Source organism: Asticcacaulis sp. AC466 (assembly GCF_000495815.1).
GTDB lineage: Bacteria > Pseudomonadota > Alphaproteobacteria > Caulobacterales > Caulobacteraceae > Asticcacaulis.
This window is the reverse complement of sequence record NZ_AWGE01000001.1, coordinates 649,497-663,301: the sequence shown is the minus strand read 5'-3', so window position 1 is coordinate 663,301 and position 13,805 is coordinate 649,497. Positions and strand designations below refer to the sequence as shown.

The following is a 13,805-nucleotide window of genomic DNA, read 5'->3' as shown; positions in this document are numbered from 1 at the left end:
ACAGCGGGGCAGTCATATCAAGGTTTCCAGCGCAGGTCGAGGGTGTGCGGATAGTCCGGATTAATGATGACAGGCGGAATCTTCACCCGGCCGGCTGTATGGGTCGGCGCTTCAAATCGCGACAACCGGCGCCCTTCCGCCTCATTGGCGTTGAGCGGCAGGGTGTCGTAATTGCGTCCGCCCGGATGTATGACATGATATTTGCATCCACCAAGGCTGCGTTCCAGCCGGGTGTCGAGCACATCGAATTTCAACGGCGTGTTGATAGGCAGGTTGGGATGCAGGCTCGACCACGGGTTCCAGGCCTTGTAGCGCACGCCAGCAACCTGGACGTTGGCGTCACGCGTTGGCGTCAGCGGCAGGCGCAGGCCATTGCAGGTGACGACGTGCTGCGATCCGACCGCGCCGGACAGGCGGATTTCCATACGTTCGACCGATGAATCGACACCACGCGACGTGCCACCCGCCGATGGCTCTTCGCCCATGACCGGCCAGGGCTCCAGCGCGTTTTTCAGTTCAAGGCCGATACCGCCGATCTGGACCGTGCCAACGGTCGGGAAACGGAAATCGAAGAAAGGAATGAACCAGTCCGGTGAGAACGCAAACCCGCGCACACCTAAATATTCCAAAACTTCAGAAATATCTTCCTGAACAAAATGGCCCAGCATGAAGCGGTCATGCAATTGCGTGCCCCACCGTACCAGGGGCGAGGTGTAGGGGGTTTTCCAGAAGCTGGCGACCAGGGCGCGCAGCAGAAGCGACTGGATCAAGTTCATCTGCGGATGCGGCGACATTTCAAATCCGCGCATTTCCAGCAAACCGAGACGCCCGCGATCGCTGTCGGGCGAATAGAGCTTATCGATGCAAAATTCGGCGCGGTGCGTGTTGCCGGTCAGATCGACCAACAGATTGCGCAGCAGACGATCGACCAACCACGGCGCCGCCTCTTCACCGCCCGCCGGCAGGTTCTTCAGGGCGATTTCCAATTCGTACAGGCTTTCGTGCCGCGCCTCGTCTATCCGCGGCGCCTGGCTTGTCGGCCCGATATAGAGGCCGGAAAACAGGTAGCTGAGCGACGGATGGTTTTGCCAGAAGCGGATCATGGACCCCAGCACATCGGGCCGGCGCAGGAACGGGCTGTCCTCCGGCTTTTGCGCCCCCATGACAATGTGGTTGCCCCCGCCGGTGCCGATGCGCTTGCCGTCGATCATGAACTTGTCGGCGACAAGACGGGCCTGGGTGGCTTCCTCATAAACGGTGCTGATGATCGATTTCAGTTCGGGCCACGATTTGGCGGGCTGGATATTGACCTCGATCACACCGGGGTCAGGGGTCACCGACAGGCTTTCGATGCGATGATCGCGCGGCGGCGAATAGCCTTCGATCACCACCGCGATTTTCAGGGTCTGGGCTACGGCTTCGACGGCGTGGATCAGGTCGAGATAATGCTCGATATAGGTCAGCGGCGGCAGGAACAGAAACAGCCGACCGTGGCGCACCTCGGCACAGAGCGCAGAGCGGATGAGGCCATTGGGCGTATTCGGCGCCGGCGCTCTCGCCTGCGAGGCGAGCTGGCTCTTAAAAAATTCCACTTTTTGGGAACTATTTGCCAAGGGCTCCGTTTCGGCAAACGGCGATCGCGGCGGCCAATAATGTTCGTCGGCCAGGTCCTGGTCGATGACCGGCAGGGCGTTGAGCGGTAGACGAAGCCCAATGGGCGAGTCACCGGGGATCAGCATCATCTTTTCGGTGCGGAACTTCCAGGCGTTGGAGACCCATCCGCCGGTCTTGGCGGAAAAGGCCAGCGGCAGAACATAGCCCGTTGGATGACCGACATTGTCATCGAGCTTGGCCTGCAGCCGCTTGCGTTCCGTAGCCTCGAAAATATCCGCCTTCAGCATCTCGCCTTCCAGCGGAATGCGCTGCTCCTTCCAGAGCAGGTAGGGAATATCCTCATAGGCCGACAGAACGCACGGTGCGCCTACGTCCAAGGCATCGGCAAGCTTGCTGAGAAAATCCGCCGCGGCCTTAGGAGACAGCGCCGCTTTCGCTTCCGGATCGGCCAGGAGCGATGGCTCCAGCCAGATCGGCTGACCGTCGTTGCGCCAGAACATGTTCATCGCCCAGCGCGGCAGGATTTCGCCCGGATACCACTTACCCTGGGCATGCTGCGCCAAGGCCCCCGTTGCGAACCGTGTCGACAGGCGCTGAAACAGATCGTAACCCAAACGCTTCTTGTTTTCCGACAATGCCGAAAAATGCCATTCGTCGCCCGTCCGGTCGTCCAGGCTGACGAAGGTCGGTTCGCCGCCCATCGTCAAGCGTACATCCTGTTCCAAAAGACGTTGGTCTACCTTGTCGCCCAATGAATCGATAGCCCGCCACTCGCTGTCCGAATAGGGCCGGGTCACGCGACGGCTTTCGTATATCCGCGTAACCGACATGTCGTGTGCGAAGGTCGATTCGCAGGGCTCATGCGCGCCGGTGATCGGCGCGGCGGATGTCGGGTTAGGCGCGCAACACAACGGAATATGCCCTTCGCCCGTAAACATGCCTGAGGTGGGGTCAAGCCCGATCCAGCCCGCGCCCGGTAGATAGACTTCGTACCAGGCATGTAGGTCGGTAACGTCTTGCGCGACGCCGGACGGACCATCCAGCGCCTCGACATCGGCCTTCAACTGGATCGAATAGCCGGAAACAAATCGCGTCGCCAAACCTTTGTGACGCAGGACCTGGCAAGCCAGCCACGCCATGTCGCGACATGAGCCTTGTAGCAGATTCAGCGTTTCGGCGGAGGTCTGCACCCCCGCTTCCATGCGCAGGGTGTACCCCAGGTCGCGATTGACCTTCTGATTGAAGGCGACCAGAAAATCGACCGTGGGCGTCGGCGCATCTGGAATCGACGCGACATAGTCCATCAGGACCGGGTCGCTTTCCTTGATCTCCAGATAGGGCGCCAGTTCCTCCTTCAGGGCCGCGTCATAGACGAAAGGAAACGTGGACGCAGACTCTTCCAGGAAGAAATCGAAGGGATTGAACACCCGGATTTCCAGCACAAGGTCGACCTCGACCCTGAAATGCGCGGTCTTTTCCGGAAAAACGATTCGCGCCAGATAGTTGCCGAAGGGGTCTTGCTGCCAATTGATGAAATGGTTGGCCGGTTCGATTTTCAGGGCATAGGATTGTACATGCGCCTTGGTGTGTGGCGCGGGCCGCAGGCGGATAACCTGAGGCCCCAAACTGATGGGACGGGCGTAAGTGTAGTCGGAAACGTGGTGCAGGGCCGCCAAAATGCTCATTCTAAACGCCTTAAACCTCTTCTAGTCCGTAACTATGCATTTACGGAATCGCAAAAAAAGTGTCATCGTTATCCCTTGGGACTAGACAACCGCATTTTTAAAAAGTCTAGTTGCATCGCAACATTCCGTGAAAAGAGTTTGTTCACGGAGGGCAGCATGGAAAGCAATATCTTTGAGCGCGATTTCGAGTGATATCCTGGCGTTTAGTTTCGACGGCTTGAGTTCGCCGGCGATCGATCTCAAATTCCGCAAGGCCTCTGTCAAGGGGGAGCACACGCTGGGCTGGGGCCTGACCTGGTATCCGGGCGACAGCAAGGCCGCCGTCGTGGCCAAGGACCCGTCGGCACGCGACACCAAATCCCTTCATGGCGCCATGGGCGACTGGGATACGTTCCGCTCAACCGTCTTCATGTGCAAGGTGCGCGGCGCCGCATCGGGCTATACGCATCTCGAAACCCAGCCCTTTTCGCGCAGCTTCGCAGGCCACGACTGGGTATTTATGCATAATGGCGATCTCGACAAGACCGCCATGCAGCGCCTGCATTTCAACAAATCGATCTTCCTGGAGCCGCTTGGCCGGACCGATTCGGAACTGGCCTTCTGCTTCCTGCTCGGTAAAGTGCAGGATTACGGCGCCCGCACCCTGGCCGACGTCGATAATCAGGTCTTGCTAAGCTGGTTCCTGCAACTCGACGACATGGGCAGCGCTGACATGATCATATCGGACGGCACCACGGTTGCCGCCTTTTATGGTTCCCAGTCGGAAACGCGTATGTACTATTCGCGTCTAAAGCCGCCACATGGCGAAGCCGGCTACCATTCCGCCCCGGCCTCGTTTGCGCTTAACAATCCGCGCGACACCTTCCGCACCGCGCTGGTCTTTTGTTCGGCGCCATTCAAGGAAGGCGACTGGAAGCCCATGCAAAAGGGCCAGTTGGTTATCGCCCGGCGCGGCGCCCTGGTCTGGAGCAACAAGCGAGACGACAAGCGCCCGCCTGCCCAGCAGCCGATGCATGAACAGGACGGCCACCTTCAGGGTATGGTCGTGCCGCCGGGCAGTGGTCGCGCGGCACCGGGAGGCGCCTTTGCCGACCAGCAGGCCCAGGCCCAGCAGCTCAGCATCCTGCAATCGCTCCAGCAGATGAAATCGGTGCAGCACAATATTCTCAATGTGCGCTCCCTGACCCATACGCCGGACGGCTCTCCCCTGACCTATCGTCTGTACGACGTCGTCCATTCGACTGAGTATGCCTACGAGAACGAGGTTGAGCATTCGACCCATAGTTTCCGGCTCATGCCCATGGAAGATTCCACGCAGGAAGTGCTCAATTCGACTCTCAGCATTTCGGCCGAGGGCGAGGACATGCGCTTCGAGGATGTATTCGGCAATCAAACCATCCACTACAGCATCAACAAGCCGTACAAACGACTAACCGTGTCGTGTCGCTCCCTGGTCAAGATTTACGGCCGGGCGCCCGACGACATGGCGCCGGACAAGCGCCAGCATTTCATTCCTCTGGCCCTGATGCCGTGGCAACAGGTGATGATGGAGCCCTATCTGCGCTCTCCGGAATTGCCGGAGACGCAAATTCAGGAACTGCTGGTCTATGCGATGAGCTTCGCCGAACGCAATGGCCGCCATCTGATGGACACGCTCAACGACATCAACCAGACCATCTATCGCGACTTCCGCTACGTGCCGGGCTCGACCTCGCTGAAAACCACACCGTTCAACGTTTACGCCTCACGCGAAGGTGTCTGCCAGGACTTCTCCAACCTCTTCATCTGCCTGGCGCGCCTGCTCGGTGTGCCGGCGCGCTACCGGGTGGGTTACGTCTTCACCGGCGCCAATTACGAGAACAAGATGCAATCCGACGCCAGCCACGCCTGGGTGGAAATCTATATTCCCTACCTGGGCTGGCGCGGTTTCGACCCGACAAACGGCATATTGGTGACGCAGGACCATGTCCGTGTCGCCTGCGGCCGCAACTATCTGGATGCAACGCCCACATCCGGTACGATCTACAGGGGCGGGGGCAAGGAAACACTACGGGTTCAGGTCACCATGAACGAGGTATTCAACTGATATTTTGAGCCTCGTGTCCGCGTTTCAGGCCATGAGGCAGCTACTGAATTGGACACACCACATTGACGCTTGAGACCTATAAGACCGAGGGATTTTACGACGAGCTTTTTGCCGATGACGGTGTCGCGCACCCCAGCGCCCGGCCTCTGGTCGAACAGATCGACACGCTGAGCCGCCCCGAACTGAAGCGGCGGCAGAAGCTGGCCGAAGATATCCTGTACCAGTCGGGCAATACGTTCAACGTTTATGGCGACAAGAAGGGTACGGAAAAAATCCTCCCCTTCGACATCATTCCGCGCATGGTTTCGGCGGCCGACTGGGCCAAGCTGGAGCGCGGCATCGCCCAGCGCATCACCGCGCTCAACCTGTTCATCCAGGATATCTACAACGAGCAGAAGATTCTCAAGGACAAGGTCATTCCCTCCGAACTGATCTTTTCATCGGCCTGCTATCTAAAGCCGTGCGAGGGCTTGTCACCGCCCAAAGGGGTATGGACCCACATTTCCGGCACCGATTTCGTGCGCGACGGCGATGGCGAATTCTACGTTCTGGAAGACAATCTGCGTTGCCCGTCGGGTATTTCCTACGTCCTGGAAAATCGCGCCGTCCTCAAACGCATCCTGCCCGCAGCCTTTCATACCATGAAGGTCCGTCCCGTTTCGGATTACGGCGACCACCTCTACCGCACCCTGAAACATATCGCGCCGGCGGGCCGCGAAGATCCCAATATCATTGTGCTGACACCCGGCATCTATAACTCCGCCTATTTTGAGCATGCCTACCTGGCTCAGCAGATGGGCGTGCCCCTGGCCCAGGGCAGCGATTTGGTGGTCGAGGACGATATTGTCTACATGCGCACGACCGAAGGCCTGCAACGGGTCGATGTCATATACCGCCGCATCGACGACGAATTCATCGATCCCGAAGTCTTCCGCAAGGAATCGCTGCTTGGCATTCCCGGCATCATGCGAGCTTACAAGACCGGCAATGTCGCCCTGGCCAATGCCCCCGGCACCGGCATAGCCGACGACAAGGCCATCTATGCCTATGTGCCGCGGATCATCAAATACTATCTGGGTGAAGAGGCCATATCCAACAATGTGCCGACCTATATCTGCGAGGACGACACGGACCGCGCCTATGTCCTGGACAATCTCGACAAGCTGGTCGTCAAGGCCGTCAATCTGTCCGGCGGCTATGGCATGCTGATCGGCCCCAAGAGCACCAAGGCCGAGCAAAAGGAATTCGCCCAGCTTATCCGCGCCAAGCCGCGCGAATACATTGCCCAACCGACGCTCAGCCTGTCGCGCGCACCAACCCTCATCGGCGGCGGCATCGAAGGGCGGCACGTCGATTTTCGTCCCTATTCGCTTTACGGCGAAGAGATTTTCACCCTACCCGGCGGCCTGACGCGCGTCGCCATCAAGAAAGGCTCTCTCGTTGTGAATTCCAGCCAAGGTGGCGGTTCGAAGGACACCTGGGTGCTGGAAGAGGAATACAATGCGGCGGAGGGCAACTAACATGCTGAGCCGTGTCGCCAATTCCATCTACTGGATGGCCCGTTATCTCGAACGCGCCGATTGCGTCGCCCGCTTCATCGACGTCAACACGCACCTGATGCTCGACCTGTCGCTGGATCAATATTCGGCGCAATGGTACCCGTTGATCGCCACCTCCGGCGACGACGAAGACTTCAACAAGCGCTATACGCACGCCGATGAGCGCGCCGTCATCAAGTTCATGACCTTCGATGAGAAGAATCCGAACTCGATCCTGTCCTCGATCTTCAGGGCGCGGGAAAATGCCCGCACGGTGCGCGAGGTCATACCCGTCGAAATGTGGGAAAAGATCAATGAGCTGTACCACCTGACGCAGGCCCATAGCCGCAAACGATCGGTCGCCGACCTTCAGGACTATTACAAAGAGGTCCGCCAGATGGGCCACCTGTTCACCGGCCTGATGCACAACACCATGAGCCGCGACATGGGCTGGCAGTTCGCCCACCTGGGCCAGATGCTGGAACGGGCCGATAAAACCGCACGTCTGCTCGACGTCAAATACTTTCTGTTGCTGCCGCGTGCCGACGATGTCGACAGCGCCTATGACGCGGTTCAATGGGGCGCCGTGCTGAAATCGGTCAATGCCCTGGAAATGTACCGCCAGCAGTTCCACACCATCAACTACAAGGACGTCACGCAGTTCCTGCTGTTTTCCAAAGCCTTTCCGCGCAGCGTTCTATTCTGTCTAGAAGATGCCTCGGCCGCACTGGATATGCTGACCTATGACCGCACCGTGGAAAACAAGGCGACGGCGGAAATGGCCATTCTATGCAAGACCATTCACAATTCGGATGCCTCGCACATCATTTCGGCAGGGCTGCACGAATTCATCGATATCTTCCAGGCCAATCTGAACCTGGTCGACGAAGCCATCTACGACACCTACTTCAAGACATGAGGATGCCCTATATCCGTCTGGAATTAACAATATAAAATTTTACAATCGCGTGAAATTCGACCTATACATGACGGGTGTGGCGCGCTTCTGTCCATGGCAGGGATTGGCCTGAAGGGAACGCGCGCATACCGAACAGGCAACCGCTTGTTTTATAAAAAAGAAAATAATGCCGTACCCATATGCGCCACCAAACGCTCTACTTTAGCCCTCCGTCATACGGCGGCGGGCATCGCTCCGGCAGTACGCCTTTCGGGCGTCGGACTGCGGTAAATCAAGCCCTGTCGCCCTGCAACGGGGTGCAGGCATATGCTCACCCCAGGGCGGTGTGTCATGGCCGCTGACGAACGCACAGGCGCCCATCGGTCCGAAGCCAGGGTCCATGCCCTGGGTGACTCATTGTCAGGCACAAATCTGGAGCGCGCGGGGGATCATAATCAACGGGTCACCTTGCAGGCCGTGCGCGCGGCGGGTGCCCCCATTACCCGCGCGGATATTGCCGATCTGACGGGCCTCACCGCCCCGGCCATAGCCAATATCACCAAACGCCTGCTCAATGACGGCATGATTCTAAAGGCCGGCCGTCAATTGGGCGGACGTGGCCAGCCGGCGACCAAGCTGGTGGTCAATCCGGATGGCGCGTTTTCGATCGGCCTGAATATCGATCGCGATCACATCGCTATCGTCGCCCTGGATTTTCTCGGCAATGTGCGCGCCAGATCCTGCCGCGAAGTGCACTTCGCCATGCCTGAGGAAGTGGTCGCCTTCTTCAAGGCCGAAGTGAACAAGATCATCGCTGACAAGGCGATCAATCTCGACCGCCTGATCGGCATAGGCATCGGTATTCCTGAGGATCTCGGCCGGGTGCCGGTCGCCAACCGCCCCGACGCCTACCGTATCTGGTCCGAAGTGGATATTGCGTCCCTGTTCGCCGATATCCTGCCTGTAACCGCACCGGTCTATGTCGAAAACGACGCAGCGGCGGCGGCCATCGGTGAAATGCAGTTCGGCCACGGCCTGCGTCATCGCAGTTTCATCTATACCATCATCAGCGCCGGCCTGGGCGGCGGCCTGGTCATCGACGGCCACTATTACCGCGGAGCCGACGGACGCTCCGGTGAAATCGGCTTCCTGCCCGTCAAGGACGAGACCGGTCACGCCCATTCACTCGAAGACATGGTGTCGCTCTATTCGCTCTATGATTACCTGCGCAAAGCCGGGTTCGAGGTATCGACGCCCGAAGACCTGGAAACCCTGTCGCCCGCCGCCCAGGCCACGGTCGAGGCCTGGCTGGACCGCGCCGCCGAACACCTGTTTGAGCCCTTCCTTGTCATGAGCTGCGCTATCAACCCAGAAGCGCATTTCATCGGGGGGCGCATGCCCGCGACCTATATCGAAGAACTGTGCGCACGTCTGAATGCGAAGTTCGATGCTTTCAAACATCGCATCAAGACGATATCGCCGGTCAAACGCGCCGAATTGGCCGTCGATGCGGCGGCGCGCGGCGCCGGCATCCTTCCGTTCAACGACCGCTTCCTGCCGATCCGCGAAGCGCTCATGAAGACGGGCTGATAAGGGGGATTGGCCAATGAAGAAAAGCGGCTATACGCGACTTATCGCATTGACCCTGCTGGCTATTATTCTGGCCGTTAGCTGGTTCATGTTCAACGGCGGCGAAAAAGGCATGCTGCCCCATTAGAGCCTATTCCGATCTGACTGAATCTGATCGGCGCTCTACTTCCTTGCTTTTAAGCGCGTCTTGCCACGATTATCTGTGCAATCTAGCTGTCAAAAAGGTCCGGCGATGACGGCGGTTGCGCCGGTGGCGTCAGGCCCAGATGCAGATAGGCGCGCGCACAGGCCGTCCGACCGCGTTGGGTACGCTGGATAAAGCCTTGCTGGAGCAGATACGGCTCGATCATGTCCTCGACCGCGTCCTTGGCTTCCGCAATCGCGGCCGACAGGGTTTCCAGGCCGACTGGACCACCGCCGTAGTTTTCAATTAGCGCTGTCAGATAGCGACGGTCGGAATGATCGAGGCCGACCGCATCGACTTCCAGACGGGCCAGCGCCTTGGCCGCCGCCTTCCGGTCGATAATCTCAGCGCCTTCTGCGTGGGCGAAGTCCCGTACCCGACGCAGCAACCGGCCAGCCACGCGTGGCGTGCCGCGCGAGCGTGACGCAATTTCCAGAGCGCCGTCCTCGGACACAACGGCGCCCATCTTGCGCCCGGTGCCCATGACGACACGCACCAATTCCTCCGGAGTGTAAAATTCCAGCCTAAGCGGAATGCCGAAGCGATCCCGTAAGGGCGTGGACAACAGACCCGCACGCGTCGTCGCGCCCACCAGGGTGAAGGGCGCCAGATCGATACGTACGGTGCGCGCCGCAGGACCGTCGCCAATAATCAGATCGAGGACATAGTCCTCCATCGCCGGATACAGGATTTCCTCCACCGCCGGGTTGAGGCGGTGAATTTCGTCGATAAACAAGACGTCATTGGGCTCCAGGTTCGACAGGATCGCCGCCAGGTCCCCCGCCTTCGCCAGGACCGGCCCAGACGTGGCGCGAAACCCGACGCCCAATTCCCGGGCGACGATCTGGGCCAATGTCGTCTTGCCCAATCCCGGCGGCCCGTAGAACAGGACGTGATCGAGCGCCTCCTTGCGCGTCGCCGCCGCCGCGACGAACACCTTCAGATTGGCCTTAAGCGGCGCCTGGCCGACGAAGTCGTCGAAGGTTTGCGGCCGCAGGGCGCGGTCCTGGGCGCGCTCTTCGAAATCGTTGTCAGATTCGCCTGAAATCAATCGCGCCATGCTACTTGCCCGCCCACTACTTGCCCAAAGCCTTCAGCGAGGCGCGAATAACCGCCGCCAATTCCGCTTCTGGCCCCAATTGCTTCACCGCCGATTCAACGGCGATGCGCGATTGCTGTTCCGAAACCCCGAGCCCCATGAGGCCCGCCACGGCTTCGCCATTTACGGTCGTCCTGACTGCCACGCCCGCCGGCGCCGTCACGATCGGGCCAAATTCGGCGCTCATCAGCACCTTGCCCTTCAGTTCGATAACGATGCGCTGTGCCAGCTTGGGTCCGACGCCCGATGCCCGCGATACGGCGGTCTTGTCCTCATGCGCGACGGCTTGGGCGAGTTGCTGCGGGGTGAGGACATCGAGCACAGCCAGGGCCGCCTTTGGCCCCACGCCCTGCACACTTTGCAAGGCCTCGAACGCCTTGCGCTCGTCCTTGTTGAGAAAGCCATAAAGACGGGTGCCGTCCTCGCGCGTCTGGCTATCGATGTGGACGATAACCTCGGCTCCCAATTCCGGCAGAGCCGCGATGGTCCGCACTCCGCATCGCACAATATAGCCGACGCCGGCACATTCGATCAGAACGTCTTCGTCCGTGGTTTCAAGCAATATGCCACGCAGTCTGCCTATCACGCCAAGGCCCTCTTTAAGCTATTCATTTTTCGTTTGTGCGCATGAGTTATGGCGCAGGCCAGGGCATCTGCCGCGTCTGCCTTCATGACACCGCTCGCCTTGGGCAGCAAGCGCTTGATCATGAAAAGAATTTGATCCTTGTCCGCCCGTCCCGCACCGACCACAGACTTCTTGATGTCAAGCGCCGCGTATTCGGCCACGGACAAGCCAGATTTTGCCGCGGCCAGCATGGCGGCCGCCCGTGCATGACCCAGCTTCAGCGTAGATGACGGGTTCATATTGACGAAGGTTTCTTCGATCGCCGTTTCATCCGGCGTCCATTCGGCGATGACGGCGGTCAATTCGTCAAAGAGATGGAGCAAACGCACCGACATATCGAGGTCGGTTGGCGGCTCTATGACCCCGTGCGCCACCCACGACAGGCGCGCACCTTCGACGTCGATCACCCCCCATCCCAGCCGCCTCAGGCCGGGATCGAGCCCCAATATGCGCACTACGTTCTTCATATGTTCGCTTGTATCCGCAACCTTCTGCTCGTGCAAGCCTTTCACGCGGCCGCGGCACCGCCTTGGCCGAAAAGTTGCACAACCGCCGCTGTAGCGCTCAAATTTCGCCTTTCTGGCACAGGTCTGCCAGTAAAGATTTGCCATAAGGCGAAAGCTGAGGTTAATGTTTTGTCAAGATTAGCGTTGCGGGGGCCGTATGAGCAGTTCGACTACGTCTTATGGAGAGGGTGTTGTGGAGCGGCGTAAAACCGGCCCGGCCGGTTTCCTGATGTTGACCGTTCTGGCAATGGGCTTGGCCGCATTTGCCCTCTATAAGGGTGATGCCCCCCTGTACGATCCGCATATCGAAGACTGGATCGACCAGGCACGCATTTCGCCCCTGTGGGCCGCTTTATTCGCCGCCGGTATTTTCCTATTCGTCATCGGCCTGATTGGCACATTCCGCAGCCTATTTTCGGCCGGTGCCCCCAAACGTCGCAGCCAGCCCTCCCTGCCGGCCGATATCGAGCTGGAGGCAGCGCCCGCCATCGACATCCAGACCGCCACGCGCGCCAGCGACGGCCGCGGCAATCTGCGCTTCACGGCTGAAACCATCGGCATGCAGTCATACGGTGCGGAGTCCCGCCCCATGGCGGCGGAACCGCCATTTATGGAAACCCATACCGGGGTCGAGACTCCGGTACAGCCGCTTCAGCACCATGACAGCGAAGTCCACGGCGTCCAATCTCTGGAACCCGCCATTTTCACCGATCATGCCGCGTTTTCCGATAACGCCTCTGACACTTTCATGACCCGTCAGCCTGAAACGGTCGCGCCAGACGAAGCGCCCCGGTTCGATGAAGTGCCTATGTTCGATTCCGCCGCCGCGCTTTCCGAAACGCATGGCCTGCAGATCACCTCACCGACGGCGCAAATCATCCCGCTGCGTACCGAGACGGCCGTTGAGGCCCCTCACGACCCGCTCGAAGCCGCCTTGCTGCGTGAAACGCCGGACGTGGTCACCCAGGCGCCACCGGGCGACATAAATGCGGTCATCAATTCCGCCATGCGCTTCGCACCGCAAAGCGATATAACCGGCCACCCAGTGGTCACGGACGTTCCCCCCGTTGCACCGGAAGTCGTCGACGACGTCATGCCGGCCACGGCTTTCCCTATGCCTACTCCCGCTGAGCCAATCCCCACCGAGGCCTTCGCTCAGCCCGCAATTGCCGAACCGGCCGTCATCGACGACGAAGCCGAAATCCGACAGGCCGTCCAGACAGCTCTTTCCGTCTGGCCTGACGCCACGCGCGCTATCGCCGCCGATGAATTGCGCACGCGGATATCGCATCTCTATTATGACAAGTCGCCCCAGGCTGTCCGCGCCTTTCAGCTGATCGCGTCGGGCGATCTGTCTGCTGCCTCAACAGCCCTGGCTAATCATGCCGACGCACTCGCCGTTGCCGGCAACCATGCTGGCGCCGCCGAGCTGTGGCGGATTGCCGGCGCCTTGCATATGGGCCGCGACGACACCAAGGCGATGGCTGCCTATGAGCATGTGTCGGAACTCGATCCATCGGATGCCAACATCCACCTCTATCTCGCCCGCCGCTATCAGATGGCCGGCGACACGGTAAAGCAGCCCCCCGTCATCAGCCGGGCATTGGGCGTTATTAGCGATCCGGCTACACGCGCCGAATTGCTGGCACCCTATGCCGACCTCAAGCTGAAGGCCGGGGACGCCAAGGCGGCCGGTGATGCTCTGGAAGAATTGAGCCGTCTGCACGAAACCAACGCCAATCTTCGGCCCGACGATGTCGGCGTCCGATCGACCTACGCCCTTACCTTGGCGCGCTTCGCCCAGGCCCGCGAGATGCAAGGGGCCTACGATCAGGCCGGTCCGCTGTACAAGAAGGCCCAGCAGGTCTTCGCCGACCTGTCCGCCATGAAGCCGGACCATGCGGGTCTGCGCGCCATGGCAGAAAACGCCTTGAAAGACGCCCAGCGCTTCAATATGGCCTAAAAAACTTATCGCGCGGC

Annotated in this window: 9 protein-coding genes; 5 read left to right on the top strand and 4 right to left on the bottom strand. The window is 59.7% G+C overall.

The genetic code is table 11. The annotated features are described in order from the left end of the window. Positions 1 to 17: 17 nt before the first annotated feature. Complete coding sequence (locus tag AEAC466_RS25975) at positions 18 to 3,299, bottom strand: transglutaminase family protein (protein ID WP_023456655.1); 3,282 nt, start codon at positions 3,297 to 3,299, stop codon at positions 18 to 20. 172 nt (positions 3,300 to 3,471) lie between these two features. Here AEAC466_RS25975 and AEAC466_RS25970 point away from each other — a divergent pair, with 172 nt between their 5' ends. From AEAC466_RS25970 to AEAC466_RS25955, 4 genes are all read left to right on the top strand, one after another. Beyond that, positions 3,472 to 5,385: a class II glutamine amidotransferase gene (locus AEAC466_RS25970; RefSeq protein WP_023456654.1), complete on the top strand. Its 1,914-nt coding sequence runs from the start codon at positions 3,472 to 3,474 to the stop codon at positions 5,383 to 5,385. A 62-nt stretch (positions 5,386 to 5,447) separates the two neighbouring features. Beyond that, positions 5,448 to 6,905: a circularly permuted type 2 ATP-grasp protein gene (locus AEAC466_RS25965; protein WP_023456653.1), complete on the top strand. Its 1,458-nt coding sequence runs from the start codon at positions 5,448 to 5,450 to the stop codon at positions 6,903 to 6,905. A 1-nt stretch (position 6,906) separates the two neighbouring features. Further along, complete coding sequence (locus AEAC466_RS25960; RefSeq protein WP_023456652.1) at positions 6,907 to 7,842, top strand: alpha-E domain-containing protein; 936 nt, start codon at positions 6,907 to 6,909, stop codon at positions 7,840 to 7,842. Between the two features lie 330 nt (positions 7,843 to 8,172). Next, positions 8,173 to 9,411: an ROK family transcriptional regulator gene (locus tag AEAC466_RS25955; protein ID WP_023456651.1), complete on the top strand. Its 1,239-nt coding sequence runs from the start codon at positions 8,173 to 8,175 to the stop codon at positions 9,409 to 9,411. Positions 9,412 to 9,620: 209 nt separating this feature from the next. On the opposite strand, the gene ruvB is transcribed toward AEAC466_RS25955, so the two are convergent. From ruvB to ruvC, 3 genes are read right to left on the bottom strand one after another with little or no spacing between them, the layout of a single operon-like run. Next, entirely contained in the window at positions 9,621 to 10,655 is a 1,035-nt protein-coding gene (ruvB, locus tag AEAC466_RS25950; RefSeq protein ID WP_023456649.1) for a Holliday junction branch migration DNA helicase RuvB, read from the bottom strand. Between the two features lie 16 nt (positions 10,656 to 10,671). Then, on the bottom strand, positions 10,672 to 11,280 hold the full coding sequence (ruvA, locus tag AEAC466_RS25945; RefSeq protein ID WP_023456648.1) for a Holliday junction branch migration protein RuvA: 609 nt from the start codon (positions 11,278 to 11,280) through the stop codon (positions 10,672 to 10,674). After that, positions 11,277 to 11,786 carry a crossover junction endodeoxyribonuclease RuvC gene (gene ruvC, locus AEAC466_RS25940; RefSeq protein ID WP_023456647.1) on the bottom strand — a complete coding sequence of 170 codons (510 nt, stop codon included), beginning with the start codon at positions 11,784 to 11,786 and terminating at the stop codon, positions 11,277 to 11,279. Before ruvC ends, ruvA begins: the two co-directional genes overlap by 4 nt. A 196-nt stretch (positions 11,787 to 11,982) precedes the next feature. On the opposite strand from ruvC, the gene AEAC466_RS43580 reads away from it, so the two are divergent. After that, positions 11,983 to 13,788 (top strand): hypothetical protein, encoded by a 1,806-nt coding sequence (locus tag AEAC466_RS43580; protein WP_155913459.1) that lies wholly within the window; start codon positions 11,983 to 11,985, stop codon positions 13,786 to 13,788. Positions 13,789 to 13,805: the final 17 nt, after the last annotated feature.